The sequence below is a fragment of the Nostoc sp. S13 genome (genome assembly GCF_029379315.1).
GTDB lineage: Bacteria > Cyanobacteriota > Cyanobacteriia > Cyanobacteriales > Nostocaceae > Nostoc.
Genome location: NZ_JAQYWQ010000012.1, coordinates 1 through 18,706 on the forward strand (window position 1 = coordinate 1; position 18,706 = coordinate 18,706).

The 18,706-nt window shown below is 41.9% G+C and carries 17 protein-coding genes and 2 pseudogenes; 8 read left to right on the plus strand and 11 right to left on the minus strand.

Annotated features, from left to right (window positions below):
• The coding region (locus tag PUQ00_RS06290) for a HEAT repeat domain-containing protein (protein ID WP_300414262.1) at positions 1–413 on the plus strand (413 nt) is incomplete at its 5' end.
• Positions 414–1,733: 1,320 nt separating this feature from the next.
• Positions 1,734–2,339 carry a PEP-CTERM sorting domain-containing protein gene (locus PUQ00_RS06295; RefSeq protein ID WP_300414264.1) on the plus strand — a complete coding sequence of 202 codons (606 nt, stop codon included), beginning with the start codon at positions 1,734–1,736 and terminating at the stop codon, positions 2,337–2,339.
• A gap of 143 nt (positions 2,340–2,482) precedes the next feature.
• Here the strand turns inward: PUQ00_RS06295 and PUQ00_RS06300 are convergent, their stop codons facing one another.
• Positions 2,483–2,767 (minus strand): DUF427 domain-containing protein, encoded by a 285-nt coding sequence (locus PUQ00_RS06300; RefSeq protein WP_300414267.1) that lies wholly within the window; start codon positions 2,765–2,767, stop codon positions 2,483–2,485.
• A 1,034-nt stretch (positions 2,768–3,801) separates the two neighbouring features.
• On the opposite strand from PUQ00_RS06300, the gene PUQ00_RS06305 reads away from it, so the two are divergent.
• A complete protein-coding gene (locus tag PUQ00_RS06305) occupies positions 3,802–4,029 on the plus strand; it encodes a hypothetical protein (RefSeq protein ID WP_300414269.1) in 228 nt (75 codons plus the stop codon).
• Between the two features lie 231 nt (positions 4,030–4,260).
• Here PUQ00_RS06305 and PUQ00_RS06310 read toward each other — a convergent pair whose 3' ends face one another.
• From PUQ00_RS06310 to PUQ00_RS06320, 3 genes are all read right to left on the minus strand, one after another.
• Positions 4,261–6,456, minus strand: coding sequence for a transglycosylase SLT domain-containing protein (locus PUQ00_RS06310; protein ID WP_300414271.1), 2,196 nt, complete (start codon positions 6,454–6,456; stop codon positions 4,261–4,263).
• Positions 6,457–6,765: 309 nt separating this feature from the next.
• Positions 6,766–6,963, minus strand: a complete 198-nt coding sequence (locus PUQ00_RS06315) for a hypothetical protein (protein WP_300414273.1) — start codon at positions 6,961–6,963, stop codon at positions 6,766–6,768.
• A 48-nt stretch (positions 6,964–7,011) separates the two neighbouring features.
• The gene (locus PUQ00_RS06320) at positions 7,012–9,003 is read right to left on the minus strand and encodes an MASE1 domain-containing protein (protein ID WP_300414275.1); all 1,992 of its coding nucleotides are present in this window, start codon (positions 9,001–9,003) and stop codon (positions 7,012–7,014) included.
• Positions 9,004–9,088: 85 nt separating this feature from the next.
• On the opposite strand from PUQ00_RS06320, the pseudogene PUQ00_RS06325 reads away from it, so the two are divergent.
• Together PUQ00_RS06325 and PUQ00_RS06330 are read left to right on the plus strand one after the other, a co-directional pair.
• Positions 9,089–9,408: pseudogene (locus tag PUQ00_RS06325) on the plus strand (tyrosine-type recombinase/integrase); the annotation flags it as partial.
• Positions 9,409–9,445: 37 nt separating this feature from the next.
• Positions 9,446–10,066 carry a Uma2 family endonuclease gene (locus PUQ00_RS06330; RefSeq protein ID WP_300414277.1) on the plus strand — a complete coding sequence of 207 codons (621 nt, stop codon included), beginning with the start codon at positions 9,446–9,448 and terminating at the stop codon, positions 10,064–10,066.
• Between the two features lie 3 nt (positions 10,067–10,069).
• Here the strand turns inward: PUQ00_RS06330 and PUQ00_RS06335 are convergent, their stop codons facing one another.
• Positions 10,070–11,326 carry an FAD-dependent hydroxylase gene (locus PUQ00_RS06335; RefSeq protein ID WP_300414279.1) on the minus strand — a complete coding sequence of 419 codons (1,257 nt, stop codon included), beginning with the start codon at positions 11,324–11,326 and terminating at the stop codon, positions 10,070–10,072.
• Between the two features lie 414 nt (positions 11,327–11,740).
• Between PUQ00_RS06335 and PUQ00_RS06340 the strand changes: the two genes are divergently transcribed.
• Positions 11,741–12,433 (plus strand): PEP-CTERM sorting domain-containing protein, encoded by a 693-nt coding sequence (locus PUQ00_RS06340; RefSeq protein ID WP_300414281.1) that lies wholly within the window; start codon positions 11,741–11,743, stop codon positions 12,431–12,433.
• Positions 12,434–12,925: 492 nt separating this feature from the next.
• Here the strand turns inward: PUQ00_RS06340 and PUQ00_RS06345 are convergent, their stop codons facing one another.
• The 6 genes and pseudogenes from PUQ00_RS06345 to PUQ00_RS06370 all read right to left on the minus strand — a co-directional run bounded on the left by PUQ00_RS06345 (position 12,926) and on the right by PUQ00_RS06370 (position 16,128).
• Positions 12,926–13,090 (minus strand): hypothetical protein, encoded by a 165-nt coding sequence (locus PUQ00_RS06345; protein ID WP_300414283.1) that lies wholly within the window; start codon positions 13,088–13,090, stop codon positions 12,926–12,928.
• A gap of 613 nt (positions 13,091–13,703) precedes the next feature.
• Positions 13,704–13,982: a hypothetical protein gene (locus tag PUQ00_RS06350; RefSeq protein ID WP_300414285.1), complete on the minus strand. Its 279-nt coding sequence runs from the start codon at positions 13,980–13,982 to the stop codon at positions 13,704–13,706.
• A 137-nt stretch (positions 13,983–14,119) separates the two neighbouring features.
• A pseudogene (locus PUQ00_RS06355) lies at positions 14,120–14,221 on the minus strand (YebC/PmpR family DNA-binding transcriptional regulator); the annotation flags it as partial.
• A gap of 146 nt (positions 14,222–14,367) precedes the next feature.
• Entirely contained in the window at positions 14,368–15,126 is a 759-nt protein-coding gene (locus tag PUQ00_RS06360) for a YebC/PmpR family DNA-binding transcriptional regulator (RefSeq protein ID WP_300414287.1), read from the minus strand.
• A 139-nt stretch (positions 15,127–15,265) separates the two neighbouring features.
• Complete coding sequence (locus PUQ00_RS06365; protein ID WP_300414289.1) at positions 15,266–15,517, minus strand: glutathione S-transferase C-terminal domain-containing protein; 252 nt, start codon at positions 15,515–15,517, stop codon at positions 15,266–15,268.
• A gap of 122 nt (positions 15,518–15,639) precedes the next feature.
• Complete coding sequence (locus PUQ00_RS06370) at positions 15,640–16,128, minus strand: TIGR00725 family protein (protein ID WP_300414291.1); 489 nt, start codon at positions 16,126–16,128, stop codon at positions 15,640–15,642.
• Between the two features lie 197 nt (positions 16,129–16,325).
• Between PUQ00_RS06370 and PUQ00_RS06375 the strand changes: the two genes are divergently transcribed.
• Complete coding sequence (locus PUQ00_RS06375) at positions 16,326–17,666, plus strand: ABC transporter substrate-binding protein (protein ID WP_300414293.1); 1,341 nt, start codon at positions 16,326–16,328, stop codon at positions 17,664–17,666.
• Positions 17,667–17,791: 125 nt separating this feature from the next.
• Positions 17,792–18,703: a sugar ABC transporter permease gene (locus PUQ00_RS06380; protein WP_300414295.1), complete on the plus strand. Its 912-nt coding sequence runs from the start codon at positions 17,792–17,794 to the stop codon at positions 18,701–18,703.
• Positions 18,704–18,706: the final 3 nt, after the last annotated feature.

Below are 18,706 nucleotides of genomic sequence, written 5' to 3' on the forward strand. Positions count from 1 at the left end.
TCGACCCTGGCAATGAATTTGCGATCGCCGCCTTGGTGCAACTGCTGCAATCAACAACTGTGAATGACTTCATCCGTGACCGGGCAGCAGATAGCTTAGGGGAAATCGGCACTGGCAATGAATTTGCGATCGCCGCCTTGGTGCAACTGCTGCAATCAACTACTGTGTCTGACTTCACCCGTAGGCTGGCAGCAGATAGCTTAGGGAAAATTATACAGAATAATCAGGATCGCTTTGAGGTAGTCAAAGCTTTAAGGGGTTATTGGCGATTGAATGGTAAATTCTACAATTTAGCCTGGAAATGCGCCCAGAATATGCCTTACTCCGATTTCTATCAAGCTTGGCATCAGCATAATGTTGCTACTCGTGCGATGCAAAGCTTAAAGAAAATCCTCTTCACAAGAATAATTTAAGTACTTTTGCAGCAGCGACGTTACAAATAAAGTTGCCGTGATAACAACAGGTTGTCCACTCGTCACAAAGACAGACGCAAACTTTACGAATATTTGTCTGTTAGCAACAACAGCTTAAGCATTAATTATAAATGGATACTTATTTGCTGCGATCGCAGCGATCGCGTACTCACCATAACAAATACTTAAAATTTAAGCTAACAAATTAAGCATTAATTATAATTGGGTACTCCGATATCGTATTTGGGTACTTTGATATCGTATTTGGGTACTTTGATATCGTATTTGGGTACTTCGATATTGAATTTGGGTACTTTGATATCGTATTTGGGTACTCCTTTGTTATATTTGGGTACTTTGATATCGTATTTGGGTACTCCTTTGTTATAAATCCTTGAACCTTAGTAACAATAGTTTGTTTATTTCTAGCAAATGCTTATACCTTTGTGATAAATAGTTAAGCAACGCTTATCAATATATAAGTTATCGTAACAAATGGCTTTGCTTGTTTTTTTAAGTCATGCCTTTTGCTTGTTAGCTATAATTATAAAATTATATCAATCAATGGCAGTAAACCGCGCACCAAGCGATCGCGCAATTATGGCTATTTGCTGCTTTTGTATTGCACTTGGATCATCAGAATTTAAGATCAAACCATAGTCCAGAAACGCAGGTCTGACCAATAGCTACCGAAGCAATTCAAGAATTACGGAAATATCTCAATAACCCAAGTGCAGCCGATGTATAGGTTGGTTATCACTAGCAAATTTAAAAGAGCTTTCCGAAAATTTGCTCGTCGTAATGCTGACTTGCTTTTCCAGAATAGAAGAAACTATTGCTGCTATGGAGAATGATATATTTGCAGCTAACTTGGGTACTCACAAGCTAGAGGGAAAGCTATCGGGCTTGCTTTCATGCTCTTGTGGATATGATTGTCGCATTGTTTTCTCAATGAAAACCGATGACGAAAGTGGGAAACAAGTTATTCTTTTACTAGACATTGGTACTCATGACGATGTTTATTAGCTCAGTACAAGTGCGATCGCCGATTTTGTAGCAACCATCTTAAAATCCTCTTATCTTCATAACTACCCATGTAGAACGCGCCAAAAAAGTGCGTTGGCAAAGCCCACCGTAGGTATCGCTATGCTTTTAAAATTTTGTTAACCCTTCAGTTAAACTATTACTAAAGTACCCTCAAGTTTTTAATTTATTATGACTCAATCACCAGTAAAAACTCTCTATGAAACAGATTTTGCATTGTGGATTGAGCAGAGTGTCAATTTTTATTTTTTGAGAAATTAATCCGAGGAGTTTAAGGTGACAAAAAACAGCAGCAATAATACTAAGATTAATGCTATACGACTGAATGTCCAAGACTATAGTAAAATCGGGACTTCCAACGGCATCACTAACGGGGGCAATTTAAGTATCTCTACTGGTAATGTTAGCTTAAATAATGACGGGCAAATTAACACTGGGAGCAATAATTTGGGAGCAGCAGGTGAGATAACTATTACAACCAATAGCCTTTTCATAAGAGACGGTGCCACCCTCAACGTCAATTCTGGGTCAATCAGCGATGGTTTAGCAGGTAACATCAGTCTCAAAGTCGATGATCTTCTTTTATTGCGACTAGTACCCAAACCAAGCGCGATCAATGATGATAGCAATAATTCCGCAGCAGGAGGCAACATAGCTATCAACGTCCCAAATGGTTTTATAGTCGCACTACCCGCCGAACTAAGCGCGATCGCTGCTGGTAATATTAATTCAGGAGCAGCAGGCAGTATAACTGTTACAGCTAGTAGCATTTTCCTGACAACAGTACCCGAACCAAGTGCGATCGCTGGTATTATACTTGCTGTTAGTCTGGCTTGGCTGGCGAAGAAAAAGCAAGCAGCATTTCCCAAAGCAAAGGTATAATTACGTCTTAGAATAAATTTGCTAAATACTTTAAATACGAAGCCCGCTCAGACTTCTCTCTGCGCGGGCTAATTATTTTATAGGCGATTAGCCAGACATAATATTAATGTCCCTGAAACTAAAATACTTCCAGGAACCCTTTATTAAGCCTCAACTTTTACACCCTTCCAGAAGGCCACATAACCTTCAATATTCTTAGCCTTCTCCTTGGCGCTGGGATAGTACCAAGCAGCGTCTTTATTGATTTGCCCATCAACATCAATGCTATAGTAGCTGGCGACACCTTTCCAAGGACAAGTGGTGTGAGTGTTAGTTTCTGTGAAGTACTGCTTGTTAATGGTGTCAACAGGGAAATAATGGTTGCCTTCCACAACTACGGTATTATCACTCTCGGCTAAAACTGCTCCATTCCAAATTGCTTTCGGCATAAATGACTTTGGCTCTAAACTATACACATAACATTTTGACACTATCAGCTTATTTGTAGTGAATTTATGCAACCTGTGACGCTGACGGGTGTTGTGAGTGCGATACCTGCGGTGGGCTGCGCCAACGCTACCATCTATCAAAAATATTAATTACAATCACTTTTATTTATGTATTTAAGAAATAAAAACATTTGCTTTTATCAGAAATACTTTCTAGTATATTGGTATGCAAACTTAATTATCCAAAAAAAGTTGAATTTTGGTTTATAGTCTCAAGCAAAAAATATCTAGAAGAGAATACGACAATTACATATATGTAAGCGATCGCGTCTAATATAAATGCTTGTCACCAAAGGATTTTATCTAACGTCCCTTTACCTTTTCTGAGTGATTATTTACTTGCCAAATATTCTCCGAATTCCCCATTTATTATATTTGGTTTAATTTGACTCAGCCGTTTGTTTAATTAACAAATAAAGCGATAAGTTGAAGAAGAATACATTCGTCACAATACATTCGTCAGAATGCAATCAGTGGGGGATTCAGACCCGCAACTTTCTTGTTGACCACCAAATTTTCTTGTTTTGTGGGGGTGCAAAAACGCCGTTTACTCATCCACCAGTCGCACAAAATACCCAAGTGAATTCTGGCGACTGGCACCTTTATTCTGTTTGATAAACTGAGTGGAGGATATTGAGATTTATAAAACAGTGGACTCTCTTAGAGGATGTTTGAAAAGTCCTATTGTAGGTATCAAAACGTTCTCGAACCTCCTAAATCCACGCCACGTGCAACAAGAGTGGCTCGCCGACGGCAGTTGCTTCTCCCAAGGGGAGACGCTACGCGAACAAGCCGGGAAACCCGTCCAACGCACTGCCTCCCCAACGCAGTGGCTCCCCTTAAAAAGGGGGACTTTGATTCCGGTTCCGCCCTTAAAAAGGGGGGTTAGGGGGGATCAATAAGTGCTTAAAATCACAGCCAACTACTTTTCAAACAACCTCTTAGTAGACTTCGTTATAGTTGAGGATAACTCTATGAAACTTACAAACTTGATAAATTCTGCACATATTGTTCCTTGGATTAATTCTATCCCTAAAATTATTAGCCTTTATACAGCTAAAAATAACAATAGTGCCGCATCGATAAATACAGCCGTCAACTCTGACGTTTTACCTAGTCATTCCACGAATGTTAATTACCTCAAACCCTTTGATACTGCTTTTATTGCTTATCAGATGATGGGTCTTGGTAATTTTGAATAATCTAAGTTACCTCTGTGCTTTTGAGTTGTAAATTAGATCAATCGCCTGACCAGAAATAAAAAGGTACAGAGCACCTCTGTTACAAAGTTCTGATGCCTGCGGTGGTCACTTCGACTTGGCTCAGTGACCACCGTAGGCATCGCCTGATCTTGACTTTTATAAGACAAAAGGAAGGGAAGACAGGGGACAAGGGGAAAAAAGAACTCATACCCCTTGTCCTCTTGTTTAAGATTATCGCATCGGTAGTTGTGGGTGTTGAACAGCATATTTTGCTACAATGCCAGAAATCTCAGGGTTGTAAAGCCTCAGATAATTCCAATAGTTACCAAATACTTGCCGCACATAATTTTTAGTTTCATCAAAGGGAATTTCTTCAACAAACTCATCTGGATCTTGTGTAGTTTGAGTTTGCAGCCATTTGGAGACATTGCCGGGGCCAGCATTGTAACTGGCGATCGCTAACAGCGAGTTATTGTTATATTGCTGATGGGTATGATCCAAATACCATGTACCCAGCATGATGTTATCGTTGGGATTTTCTAAGTTTATGGTTTTGATATCCACCTTGATTTGTGGGGCAATCCATTGAGCTGTACTCGGCAACAGCTGCATTAAACCAGTAGCGTTAGCAACGGATTTGATTTTTGGCTCAAACCTTGATTCCTGACGTATTAAGGCAGTGACTAAGAGAGGATTGAGTTTACGCTCAGTAGACCACTTTTCAATCTCCCGAAGATAGGGAAATGGATAACGGGCTTGCCAGTAGGTGATCTGTTTGCTCAGAGTCTGATATTGGGCAAGTTCAGCTGGTATTTCCCGGTCTTCTAATTTAGAAATTTTGTCAATTCCAATGAGATTTTCTCCCTTAGCCTGTCGCATCAACCCTTCAGTAAATTGCTCTGCTACCGTTGGCTGAATTTTGTTTTGAAATTCTGTTTGCCATTGTAACCAAGCATCGCGGTCTTGACCCAGCAGATATAATTCTTTGAAAGTCTCAGAACCAGCAGGCGGTAATGGACGCTGGGGTGTGATTACTTCGGGGTTGATCACGCGCACGTTGTTAAAGTTGCCAACATTTAGCCCCAGCATCGTTGCGGCTCGCCATGCATAGTAAGAGTAGGGAAACTGGCTAATCACATACTCATAAGCAGTTTGAGATTGCTGCTGTTTCCCTAACAAAGCTGCCCATTTTCCTACCCAAAAGCCTGCTCTCGGAGCCAAAATACTGTTGGGATTATTGGTGACAATTGGTTCTGCCCATTGCCAAGCACCGACGTAATCTTTAGCTTTAGCTTTATCTTGGGCGATTTTCCAGCGATACTCTGCCGCCTCATCAGAATTGCCGTATTTGGCTATGAGTAATTGCCACGCTTGGCTAGCTGACTTTTGATCTTTGAGGGCTTGGAAAGTTTTGGCTTTTTGTGCCAGTGCAGTACCAGTTTGTTTCGGAAATTTACTAATTACCTGCTGAAGATAGGGTAAGCCGTCTTTAGGTGTTTTTGCCATTTCTGCTAAACGCAGTAGAGCATTCCCAGTGTCTTCGCTATTTGGAAATTGCTGCACTAGTTGTTTATAGGTGGCGATCGCTTTTTCTTTATCTTGGCCTCCTACCTGTAACCCTCGTGCGGTACGGTAGAGGTTGCGCGATGTTTTAGGTGCTTTGGCATAAGGATTCGCCGCTTTCAGAAATTGATTATTTTCCCAATAGCTTGTACCAATTAGTTCCCAGTCTTCGGGTTTCAGGGTAGGTTGTTTTACTAACTGATCCAAAACGCCCACTATGCCTGGTTGATCATAGGCATATTTAGCCAAAATCAACTGTAATTGTGGCTGATTGGGATTTTCTTGCAAGCGTTTGCGGATAATTTCCCAAGTCAGAGGATTGGCAGGAAATTGAGCGATCGCAGTTTCTTGTTGCTTCGGTTGGGCAATCAGATATAGCGCTTTCACTGTCGCCGCTTCTTTGGGATACTGTTTCAGCACACTTCGCCTAAGATCCGAGGCTTTGCCGTCTTCGCCGAGGATATCCTCTGCCTGCGCCTGTTTCAGCAAAACGTAGGGCGCGAGAATGGAATAGTCTTTCTCTAATCCGTCCAGTAAAACCAGCGCTTTTTTTGCTTGGGTTCTTTCAATGTAATCACTCGCTAAAAGATAACGAGCGCGATTTCGGTCTGGCGATCGCGACTGCCCAGCAATTTCTGCTAGTTTTGCCGCCCGTTCTGGCAGTGATTGTGATATCAGTGGAAAGACGGCAGATTGGGCAATGCTACCCTCTGATGTTGGCTGTGCTTGATTCTGACTCAGTTTGAGCCATTTCCCCAAAGATTTGCCAATTTGAGGTGCTGATACCATTGCCCCAGCTAAAAAGGCAAACAGTGCTGCACCCGCAATTATCGAAATTTGCTTTTTCTGTAGTTTCTTCAGCATGAATACCCGCTGAAAAGTTCCGGTGAATTTCTTGAAACTCTAGCACTCCTAACCATCAGTGTTACCAATTTTTAATTTTAGATTTTTAATTTTATGTAGAAAAATCCTAATTTTCAATCCTATGTTTAGCAGTATTGAGTAATTAGCACATATTAGATACTATTACATCTATCTTTGGTATATTATAACGGTTTGATGCTGCCTACCAACTTGAGTCACGACCAGAGATGTCGTAACGTGGTTGAATACCCTGATTGGACTTGAGACTTCTTTATCTATATTGCCCTGCGTAACCAATTCTCCATAAAATCACATGATATCTGTCTTTGCGATCGCCGATATAGCAAATGGAGTCGCCAAAATAGCAAATGCGAACGCCAAAATAACAAATGCGTCGGCGTAGCTAGCTGTAGGCATCGCCAAAATAGCAAATGCGATCGCCGAAATAGCAAATGCGTAGGCGTAGCTAGCCGTAGGCATCGCCGAAATAACAAATGAGGTCGCCAAAATAACAAATGCGATTATTAGCCTGGTTAAGACATAAATTGTGCTTACTCAAGCAATCCTCTTAGCTTTTACAGGAATCTCAATCACAAACTTTGTGCCTTGTCCCAGTCTGGAGTTACACGAAAGATTACCGCCATGCTTCTGGGTCACAATTTGATAGCTCATAAACAAACCCAAACCAGTGCCTTTGCCAACGGGCTTGGTAGTGAAAAAAGGATCAAATAGTTTAGAGCGAATCTCTTTTGAAATACCCATTCCATTGTCAGAAATCATAATCATCACTTGGTTTGGATCGATTTGACGAGTCTGAATCCAGATGGCATTGGGTTTGGCTGAAATGTCTTGGAACGAACGCCCCTGATTAGATTCTTCTAATGCATCAACAGCATTGTTCAAAAGATTCATAAATACTTGATTAAGGGAGCCAGCATTACATTCAATCAGTGGTAACTGAGCATACTCTTTAATGACCTGGATCTGGGGGCGAGCGTCTGTCGCTTGCAATAGATGTTGCAAAATCACCAAGGTACTATCAATCCCTTGATGAATGTCTACCGCTTTCAATTCTGCTTCATCCAAACGCGAGAAGTTCCGCAGCGATAACACAATAGTACAGATCCGCTCGGCACCAATTTCCATAGACTGAAGAATCTTGGTCATATCTTCCCGTAAAAAGTCCAGTTCAAGGTGATCCAATTCTGCGTGCAGGGCTTGAGGTGGATTTGGATAGTAGTGTTGGTAAGCTTGCAATGCTCTGAACAAGCCTTGGATATGCTCAGAAAGATAAGTCAAGTTACCATAAATAAAATTAACCGGATTATTGATTTCATGGGCAACTCCTGCCACCATCTGTCCCAATGCAGACATTTTTTCACTCTGAATCATCTGCAATTGAGTACGTTTCAGTGTTTGTAGGGTTTGTTTCAGAGTCGTATTCTTTTGATTCAATTCTTCAGTTCTCTGCTGAACTCGAACTTCCAAAGTTTCATTGGTTCTGGCTAATTCGGCAAAAGCTAAACGCAGCTTGCTTTCTGCTTGTGCTCGTTCGGCGATCGTTGCTGTCAGCACAAGAATCGTGAGTGTAATCACGCCAATAAACGATTGCAGTTGCATCAAAGATTCGTTGAGATCCGCAGTCACAAAACTACCTTTGCCATTGACGGTTGCGATCACTGCGATCGCAGCCACAATAAAAGTTAACAGTGTTGCACCCGGTTGCCCCAGTCGAAAGGCAGACCAGATCAACATTGGAATCAAGATATACTCAAAGTGATATCCCTTACCAAAAGCAACTTTGCCGATGAAAATGACCAACCCCGTCAGGATAACTGGCTCTACGATTAACCAGAATCTTAAACGGTATAAGTTTGCTCTTGAGTGTCGAAGATCAGAGAGATTTTCAGCATCCTCTGAGGTTGAACTGAAGGATAACCATTGCCAGATTGGATGTCGGTTTTTTTGGATGAATTGCCCCCAACTAAGCAGAATCGGGCTGACGATAAAAATTCCTGAAACATTAGAAATCCACCAGGTTAACCAGACTGTCCCATACGCTGTCCAGGGAACTTTACCACCCAACGCCAAGCAAGCCACTCCAACAGTTGCATTGATGATCGGCCCCACCATGCCAGTTAAGATCAAAAATTTGAACACGTCGGTGACACGTTCTAAGGGATAGTGAAGGTTAGTAGTTTTCCGTAGCAAGAAGGCACCCAACAGAGTCCCCAAGGTTGTTCCGATCGCAATTCCCAGAACTGGCAACGTTGAAATCACCAGCGATAAGAAACTTGTTGAATCTCGGAACGCCCAGAAGTTGGCGAAAAATGAACCCAGCAAAACACCGTACCCGATCCAGTTACCAAAGAACAGAACAGCCCCAGCAGCAATTCCATCTGGGGGCCAAACTGGAGTCACATTCTGGGGTGTGGAGGCCAGGTGGCGTGAAATTTCAGCCATTCCATAATAGGCGATCGCCAAAACAAAGGTGCCTCCAATTTGCCTTAGCCCATGAGGGAATATAGGGGATTTTTGTTGAATCATCTGTTTAGTGGCTGCTTGATATCAACGTTGCTTGTCTTTACATAGAATGCCCTTTTCCCTTAAGGTCAGAACATAAAGCAGCGATGAAAGTAGTTTACAAAAAGCATTAAAACAAGCGGTTCGTGAAGCTGGTATTCAGAAAAAGGTAGGTTGTCATACATTTCGCCACAGTTTCGCTACCTTTTTACTGCAAAATGGCTATGACCGTCGCTTCTCTACGAGACCCTTAATTTTTAATTTTTAATTCTTAATTTTTAATTCCCCGTTCGGGTAGCGTCCCGTAGGGAAGGGGTTGACATCCGCACTGTACAGAAATTACTCGCACACAAAGATATGAAAACTACAAAGATTTATACACACGTTCTTAACCGTGGTGGAAAAGCTGTCTACAGTCCCCTAAATTAGAGATAATATTTCTATCATCAGTAATTTTCTATCATCTATGACTCAAGCTATACCCAAGCTAGTAACCTTTGAGGAATTCGTAGATTGGCTACCCGAAACCCGGCGAGTACACTATGAACTACATAAAGGACAAATTGTTGAAATGGCGCAACCAGTAGGGGAACACGAAGAAGTTAAAGGATTTTTGACAATAAAGCTTAGTGCTTTAATTGACCGATTAAACTTCCCTTACGTTATCCCCAACCAAGCTATAGTTAGACCTCCTGAAAAAGATTCTGGTTACATCCCAGATGTGTTAGTGCTAAACCGTGCAAATCTGGCAAACGAAAAATTATGGAAAAAAGAATCTATCGTTAGTTTAGGTGCATCAATACCTTTGGCAATTGAGGTTGTATCAACTAATTGGCGGGACGATTACTATTTAAAATATGCTGATTATGAAGAGATGGGTATACCGGAATACTGGATTGTCGATTATGCTGCCTTGGGTGGACGTAATTTTATTGGTAATCCCAAACAACCAACAATCTCCGTTTGTAACTTAGTTGATGAGGAATATCAAATAAGTAAGTTTCGAGATAGCGATCGCATTGTTTCCCAAACTTTTCCGGAATTGAATCTCACCCCAAACCAGATTTTTCAAGCTGCTGTTGTCTAGCTTTTATCGTTTTGCCAATTCTGGAGTCCGCCCCTTCAAACCAATCATCAACTTCAGCATAAACACTTTTAATATAGGTACTCGCTGCAAAGACCATAAACCCAGGCGACGCACTACTACCACAGGTAAGAAATTATTAGAAAACATCCGATCTAACAAATCTGTGAAACCTAAAATCGTCAGGTTTTCTAGCTTGCGCCAGCGTTCATAACCTTTAAGAATTTGAATATCGCCAATATCTTTACCCGCTTGGTGCGCTGCTTGAATTACTTGCGCCAAAGCCGCAGCATCCCGAATACCCAGATTTAAACCTTGTCCGCCGACAGGATGGCAATTGTGTGCCGCATCACCAATTAATGCCAGTCGGGGGAGAACATAGCGATCGCTTTGCATGAGTTGTACCTGAAATACAAAGCGATCGCCCAGTAATTCCAATTTCCCCATCTGATTGCCATAGCGACGGGTGAGTTCTTTTAAAAATTGCTCGTCATCTAAGGCACATAAAGCTTTTGCTTCTTCGTGCGGGGCTGTCCAGACAATGCGGCAACGGTTCCCCGGTAAAGGTAAAATCGCAAAGGGCCCGCTAGACCAAAATCTTTCGTAAGCGGTGTTATTGTGCGGTTTTTCTGGTTTGACAAATGCAACTATGCAAGACTGCCAATATTTCCAGCCCAGAGTTTTGATTCCAGCAGCTTGACGAATCGGCGATCGCGCCCCATCTGCTGCTATCAATAATTTGCTCTTGACTGTCCGTAACTGATCGGCAACTTTAATATCTATCGCTACTATATCCTTCTGATACCGCGTATTTACCACTTCTGCCGGACACAGATAAGTCACATTTGGACAATTTTGGACAAACTCCTGCAACGGTTGCAACAGCGCTTGATGTTCCGCCACATAACCTAACTCTGATGTACCTAGATCATCTGTGGCAAATTCCACCACATTGGGAGAATCGGCATCAGAAAGACGAACCCGGCAATATTTGGCGATTTGAGGCAACATTTTATCCCAAACTCCAATTCCTTGATAAATTCGCGACGAAAGCATGTGAACTGCATAGGCTTGTCCCTTAGCTACCGCCACTGATGCAAATTTTGCCTCAATCAGCAAGACACTCAAGCCAGAATCTTTTAAAGCAGAGGCTAGAGTTAACCCAATAATCCCACCGCCGACAATTACCAAATCATATTCATATCCCCGCTCATTTGGCGGTGTTGGTTGAGGGGAAATTTGCTTAAGCGGCGTTATGGCCATTGTTAAGTTAGGTTACAGCGTCTTCACTCTTATTTTGACGCGATCGCGCCCTTTAGGGCAAGTTGAGAGGGGCAAACATTGAAAAACTTCGCTGCTATAGCGGCTGCCATAATGGTTAGGACACTCTCTTAGGATTTGCGAATGTCCTAAGCTATCTGTCCATTGCTATAACTCCCAGGAAAGGTTACGAAAGTGAAACAGACTTTTTATGCCAGATATATAACGATCTGAGTCGCTTTTCCAGCAAGCATCTAAAGCGTAATTCAGTGTTATTATTTAGAAAAAATCATAACTTTAGGTAAAAATAATTACTAATTTTATATATTTTGACCGCTATTTTACAGTGTCTTCACCAAACATCGAGTGCTGAAACTTATATTTGAGAAGTCTCAAAGCACTCATACATTAGTGAACATGAAAAACATTAGCAAATTGGCTGTGGTAACTATTGGATCTGTGGCTCTGTCCTTGGGTATTGTCGGAAATGCCCAAGAAGCTCACGCTTCAGGCTTAATAAATGGTGGTTTTGAGCAGCCTGTTGTCTCTAGTAATCTGTCATGGGATTCCATAGACGCATCTCTTGTTCCTGGATGGAAGACTACAGCTACAGATAATAAAATTGAAATTCAAACTCGTAGACTCTTCCATGCTGGAGCATTAGGCACAGATCAATATGCTGAACTCAATGCTAATCAAGTATCTAGCTTATATCAAGATGTAGATACTACATCTGGCTCAACTATGTTTTGGCGATTTTTCCATGAAGGTCGTCAAGGTATAGATACGATGCGTTTGTCTATTATTGACCTTGCGACTAACAAGACTCTCTTTAGTCAACTATACAGCACTGGCAACACAGCTTGGGTAGAATATCAGGGTACAACTGTTGCCACTGGTGGTAAAACACGCTGGCAGTTTGACTCAGTATCTGCTGCTGGTGGTGATCCCACAATCGGAAACTTTTTGGATGAAGTTTACTTTGCAGAAAAACCGCCAGAAGGTTTCAAAACAATTCCTGAACCTGCTTCTGTACTTGGTCTTTTAGCAATGGGTGCATTCGGTATTGTTTCCACCCGGAAGCGTAAACAGTTAAATATTGGGAATTAATGACCCTTTGTAACAAGGTTTTTTGGTTCTACTAACTTTCTTTATGCTCATTAATGCAAGTGAAAGATCGATAAAAAGTTCTTTTCCTAGCACTTGAACACTATTGGGCATAAGAGGTATGATAGAATCATTTTTTTATTTTGATTTCATATCAAATCTTAACTTTTCTTTTGACGCGATCGCGCCCTTTAGGGCAAGTTAATAGCAACAAACATTGAAAAACCTCACTGATGATTGAGGACAACAGCGAGGTTACACAGCTTTACTTATTTTGTAGATAAATAAAGTAGAAATTTTATTGCAGAGGTACTACTAACTATTTAACAGTAACTTATCATTAAATACAGCAGATTTCAAGGAAGGTGAACTACACAACGATTCATCTCAAAGCCAGGTATAAAGCCTGTTTTACTTCTGTTAGCGGAGCGGGCGTAGCCCATTCTGGCGAATGTATTCTAAATTCTGCTGTCTGCTGTGTTTGACAGCAGGAGATTATGGATGATGTCTGCGAACGTGATGGTGACGTATTCCTCTGTGATGAAGTTTATGATGCCTAACAGCAGCTGAAGCCGGTGTAGCTTGAAAGATTGGTGCAGCAATGGCTATAGGAGTAGCAAGTGCTAGAGCTAAAACTAAACCTTTAGTAAACTTGTTCATCTGATTTCCTTGATTCTATTTATCCAGTGAATCTATGAATTTAATATGACAAAGACATGTGTCGATATCTTGTTATTTATATGAAGTTTTCGTGGAGATTTTTGCCGAGATTCCCATCTATATACACTGGAAAATTTATTAGTCTTCAGAGAAAAAATTACGGAGGTTTTTCGACAAGTAGCCATAATTAATTCTTGGACTATAGTATTTTCTAATAAGAGCGAGGTACAGCTTAACCTCACCCCGATAAAGCTGTGCTTTATCTCCCCTCTCCGTGAGATCGGAGATGGGTTGAAGGTAAGGTTTTGTTATCTACTTCATGCACCTGCAAACCGCTAGAAATAAAAGTAATTCTCTTATTTTAAAGAAATTTACCAATTATAAAAAAAACCTGCTGTGGATCACAGCAGGTATAAACGGTATGGTGTGTATAGCAATCCTAAATCATTCGTGAAAAGTTAGATCCCCGACTTCTTTGAGAAATCGAATATCTAGACACCGAGAATTATTACAAATCAGATAGGATTGCTATAGTGAGCAAGTAGTAGAAAATAAACTTGTATATAACTACTAGAAAATCTGAAAGTTAACAGCAATTTACTTTCATCAATAATTAGTTACTTGGGGTGGTTGGTGTAGCTGCGGGTGGCGTAGTTGCACCTGTTGGAGTAACCTGTTTTTTAACTACCGATTTACTTCTAACAGCTTTGCTGGAGTTGTGGTGTTTGTGTTTATGATGTTTACGTTTTGCAGTCTTTGATTTGGCAACTTTAGCAGTTGCGTAAGTTGCTGTCGGCGTAGAAGTAGTTTTGGCTTGAACAGTAGATGCAGAAACGGCTACAGGGGTAGCAAACATTAGAGCCAAAAGTAAGGCTTTAGCGAACTTATTCATTTGAAACTCCTCATCAGATAACCAATTGCCTAACTATCTACTAGCCGTATGTCATTAGTTTGTAATTTGTATGAATCTTACGTGTGATTTTTTAATCATCTCTATTCAAAGATAGATGACTTTAAGTGAATACCTTGCTATATAATGCTAGTTGCCATCAGATGATCTGCTATTTCCAAATTAGATGTAACATTTTGCACATCATCTAGGTTTTCTAGGGTGTCGATTCACTTGAGCAGCAATGTCTACGACGGGCTGTGACGCTCCTGCGTTTCTACGAGAAGCTATGCCGTTCGCGCAGCGTCTCGTAGAGAAGGCTTTACGCTACGCTATCGGTGACGCGCCTGAATAGCTTGATAGGTTATGATGGCTATGTTGATTTTGATTAAGAAATGCTGAGAGCCATTAATTCTTCTGCGATTTCAAAGTTAGCTGTGACATTTTGCACATCATCCAAGCCTTCTAGAGTGTCAATTAATTTGAAAAGCGATCGCGCCTGATCTGGATCAGTAACTTCTACACTATTACTGGGAATCCAGCGCAATTCGGCATCAATTACCTTAATACCTTGATCTTTGAGTGTCTGGCTAAGGGTTTCTAAATTTGCTATATCAGTAAATACCTCAGCCATCTCATCTTCAGTCATCTCATAAGACTGGGCATCGCCTTCGAGGGATGCTTCTAAAAGCTGTTCTTCATCGACCACACCCTCTACCACACAAACGCCTTTTTGGTCAAACATCCAGCTAACGCAACCTACTTCACCAAGATTGCCACCATTTTTACTAAAAGCTACACGCAAGTCAGCAGCACTGCGATTGCGATTATCTGTGAGGGCTTCGATTAAAATTGCTACACCACTAGGGCCGTAACCTTCGTAGCGAATCGCTTCAAAGATAGCATTATCACCGCCAAAAGTGCCTGCACCTTTAGCGATCGCTCGTTCAATATTATCATTGGGGATACTCGCAGCCTTAGCCTTATCAATTGCGGTGCGAAGTTGAAAATTCAGCGCCGGATCTGGTACGCCGCTTCTAGCTGCAACAATAATCGCCCTGGATAACTGAGTGAAGGTTTTTCCCTTCCTTGCATCTACTACGGCCTTCTGGCGCTTAATATTTGCCCATTTACTGTGTCCTGCCATAATCTTAAATTCTCAAAACTATATTCAAGATTAGGATATACATGAGTGTCAGACAGCCACCATACTTGGTATTGATCCGCCCAGTAAAATATCAGCTTACCGGACATCAGATGATCTACGGTTGCCCGCCTAGTAATTTTTATCGCCCTCCCCTTTGTTCCATAAGCAGAGTGATCAAAAGTCTAGCAGGTTTTTCAATACCAATCATTCCAATAAAACTGGGAAGATGCTTGAGCGGTTCAATCCAGGCTCGAAGATCAGGATAGGGTTCCAGAGAAATCTTACCATCGGCAGCAAGAGCGATGTATGGAAAAACAGCAACATCAGCAATGGTGGGATGTCTCAACTCCAGCCATTTAAGGTCTGCCAAATGGTCATTTAGTTGCGTCAAGATGATGATTACTAGACATCTCTGAAAAAGAATGTAGAGACGCGAAGTTTCGCGTCTCTACAAGGGTTCTAGATAACGCATATTTAATTTCACCAGATGTCTACTGATTCACCAATTACCAATTAGTATAAAATTGTTTTTACGGTAGCGATCGCCTGCTCCACACTTTCCACAATATAAACATTTTCTGGTGACAGTTTTTTGAAGAAAACTTTGCTTTCTTCATTGTTAGTCAACAAAATTACTTGCTTATTTGCTTTCAAAGCTAGGGCAACTTCTGAAGCCGTTCCTGCACCCATCCCGCAGACAATTATTACATGACTGGTGAGAACATTAATATTGTTTCTAGCATTACCCATATCTGTGAAAATAGCAATATCCACCCAAGAGGAAATACCATCCTGATTATCACCCGGAAGAATACCAATAGTTAAACCGTCAGCAGATTTTGCACCTTTACTTACTGCATCCATTACCCCTGCATTTCTACCACCAGTCAGTAAAATCCATCCTTGTTTGGCAATCAGTTGACCTAATCTATAAGCATTTTCTAAATCATTTGCTGTCGCATTTTCTCCCCTACCCATAACCCCAATAATAATTTTTCGCATAGAATTTCAGATGATAGCGGTTTTCACGGACAAAGAAGCAGAATGTTCTAAAGCACTTATCAATTTGATGTTAAGTTTATTGACTTGCTTGTTCATTACTCAAGCATTTTGATAAAAAATAATACAAAATAATCTTTTTTCAGAGATTTTATGTTTTTATTTCTTAATAATTCTCACTAGCGATCGCTACATTAATAATGTTGTACCGAAAGCCAATAAACAAGTTACAAAAATTCATCCAAAAACAAAGTTATTTCCATATAGGGGTTTTCCTAGCAACTCTGTTGAGCATCATATTGTTCAGTTGGGTAGCACTTTCGCAGCAACCAGTTACCCTGAATCTGTTAATGACTGCCCCTGATGCCCAACCTTGGAGGCAGGGTTTGATTAGAGACTTCGAGGCTGAAAACCCAGGTATTCGGATTAACCTGGTTGAAGGGCCGAATGCCACAAATTTGCTCGAAGACCTGTATACCTCATCTTTTATCTTGGGTGAATCCCCTTATGACCTGATCAATATGGATGTCATCTGGACATCCAAGTTTGCAGCTGCTAGATGGTTACTACCCCTAGACGATCGCATTTCTAAAGAGGAGTTGGCAGCATTTTCATCCCAGGATGTAGAAGGGGGACGTTATCAAGACAAGCTGTACCGCATTCCAGTGCGTTCCGACGTGGGAATGCTCTACTACCGAGAAGATTTAATCAAACAAGCAGGATTGAAACCGCCAGAAACCTTTGATGATTTGATCCGAATTTCCCAAGTCTTGCAGAAGAAAAAGGAGGTGAATTGGGGCTATGTTTGGCAGGGTCGCCAATATGAAGGACTGGTGGCGATGTTTGCGGAAGTCCTCAATGGCTTTGGTGCCTTCTGGGTTAATCCCGACACGCTCGAAGTTGGACTAGATCGACCAGAAACATTACGAGCCATTGAGTTTCTGCGTAGTACCGTTAGGGAAGGTGTTTCTCCTCCTGGAGTCACCACCTACCAAGAAGAAGACACCCGACGCTTGTTTCAAAGTGGTCAAGTAGCGTTTTTACGCAGTTGGCCCTATGCGTGGCCTTTAGCCCAAGCAGAAAATTCGCCAATCCGGGGCAAAATTGCGATTAAACCGATGGTTCATGCTCCTGGTAAGAGAGGAGCGGCTTGTCTTGGGGGCTGGGGTTTAGGGATTGCTAAATCTTCTCAACATCCTGAAGAAGCTTGGAAAGCAATTCAGTATTTTACCAGTCGGGAAGCACAGCGCCGATTCATTTTCAGTGCAGGCTATGTGCCAAGTCGCCGGGATTTGTTTACAGATCCAGAGATTGTTGCTAAATACCCCCACTATCCGCAGTTATTGGAGGTCGTGGACAATGCAGTTTTACGTCCGCCGATCGCGCAATATGCCCAGACATCAGATATTTTGCAGCGTTATCTCAGCGCCGCGTTATCCGGTCGGATGAATTCTGAACGAGCAATGCAAGCTGCTGCTGCTGAAACACGCCGACTACTGGCAGCAGGGCAGGGAGCAGGGGGAATAGGGGAGACAAGATGACTTAAGTGAGAACTTGCAACAAGTCTTTGCTCTTGTCCGCAATTCTGCTTGTCCTCTTTCTCATGCCCAATGCCCAATGCCCAATGCCCAATGCCCAATGCCCAATGCCCTATAACAAATAACAAATGACAAATTTACATACACTCCGAAGTCGGGAAGAACAGACAGCCTGGATCTTACTAACACCCGCATTGCTGCTACTGTTGTTTGTATTTGCCTACCCGATTTTAGGAGCATTCTGGTTAAGCGTATTTACTAGAAATCTGGGAACAGAGCTACAACCCGTATTCTCTGGTTTGGACAATTATGTACGGATGGCGGGCGATGGTCGTTTCTGGCAGAGTTTGTGGGCGACAACCGTGTTCACAACAGCATCAGTAATCTCAGAACTACTGCTAGGACTGGGGATTGCCCTAGTTCTCAACCAGGCGTTTTTTGGGCGGGGGATAGTGCGTACAACCGCCATTATACCTTGGGCTTTGCCTACCTCTCTGATTGGTCTGGCGTGGGCTTGGATTTTTAACGATCAGTTTGGGGTTGTGAACGATATTCTGCGGCGATTGGGGCTGATTGAGACTGGAATTAACTGGTTAGGAGATCCAACGCTGGCGATGATAGCAGTGGTTTTTGCTGATGTTTGGAAAACTACGCCGTTTATCAGTATCTTATTGCTAGCTGGGTTGCAGTCGATATCACAAGACCTCTATGAAGCTTACTCGGTCGATGGGGCAAATGCTTGGCAAAGCTTCCGCAATATTACCCTGCCACTGCTACTGCCGCAAATCTTAATTGCAGTGCTATTTCGCTTTGCTCAAGCTTTCGGGATTTTCGACTTAATTGCCGTGATGACCGGGGGTGGCCCTGGTGGCGCTACTGAAGTGGTGTCATTATACATTTACTCCACAGTGATGCGGTACTTAGATTTTGGTTATGGAGCAGCCCTTGTAGTAGTGACATTTTTAATCTTGATTGCGGCGGTGGCGATCGCTAGTTTCTTGCTTAACAAATACCGTGCTAAAACATCAGGAGCCATTTAACCC

Bases quoted from the DNA above. Each gene is read 5' to 3' on its own strand.
- PUQ00_RS06300 (WP_300414267.1), bottom strand. From the start codon at position 2,767: ATGCCGAAAGCAATTTGGAATGGAGCAGTTTTAGCCGAGAGTGATAAT.
- PUQ00_RS06305 (WP_300414269.1), top strand. From the start codon at position 3,802: ATGAAACTTACAAACTTGATAAATTCTGCACATATTGTTCCTTGGATT.
- PUQ00_RS06310 (WP_300414271.1), bottom strand. From the start codon at position 6,456: ATGCTGAAGAAACTACAGAAAAAGCAAATTTCGATAATTGCGGGTGCA.
- PUQ00_RS06320 (WP_300414275.1), bottom strand. From the start codon at position 9,003: ATGATTCAACAAAAATCCCCTATATTCCCTCATGGGCTAAGGCAAATT.
- PUQ00_RS06330 (WP_300414277.1), top strand. From the start codon at position 9,446: ATGACTCAAGCTATACCCAAGCTAGTAACCTTTGAGGAATTCGTAGAT.
- PUQ00_RS06335 (WP_300414279.1), bottom strand. From the start codon at position 11,326: ATGGCCATAACGCCGCTTAAGCAAATTTCCCCTCAACCAACACCGCCA.
- PUQ00_RS06340 (WP_300414281.1), top strand. From the start codon at position 11,741: ATGAAAAACATTAGCAAATTGGCTGTGGTAACTATTGGATCTGTGGCT.
- PUQ00_RS06345 (WP_300414283.1), bottom strand. From the start codon at position 13,090: ATGAACAAGTTTACTAAAGGTTTAGTTTTAGCTCTAGCACTTGCTACT.
- PUQ00_RS06350 (WP_300414285.1), bottom strand. From the start codon at position 13,982: ATGAATAAGTTCGCTAAAGCCTTACTTTTGGCTCTAATGTTTGCTACC.
- PUQ00_RS06360 (WP_300414287.1), bottom strand. From the start codon at position 15,126: ATGGCAGGACACAGTAAATGGGCAAATATTAAGCGCCAGAAGGCCGTA.
- PUQ00_RS06370 (WP_300414291.1), bottom strand. From the start codon at position 16,128: ATGCGAAAAATTATTATTGGGGTTATGGGTAGGGGAGAAAATGCGACA.
- PUQ00_RS06375 (WP_300414293.1), top strand. From the start codon at position 16,326: ATGTTGTACCGAAAGCCAATAAACAAGTTACAAAAATTCATCCAAAAA.
- PUQ00_RS06380 (WP_300414295.1), top strand. From the start codon at position 17,792: ATGACAAATTTACATACACTCCGAAGTCGGGAAGAACAGACAGCCTGG.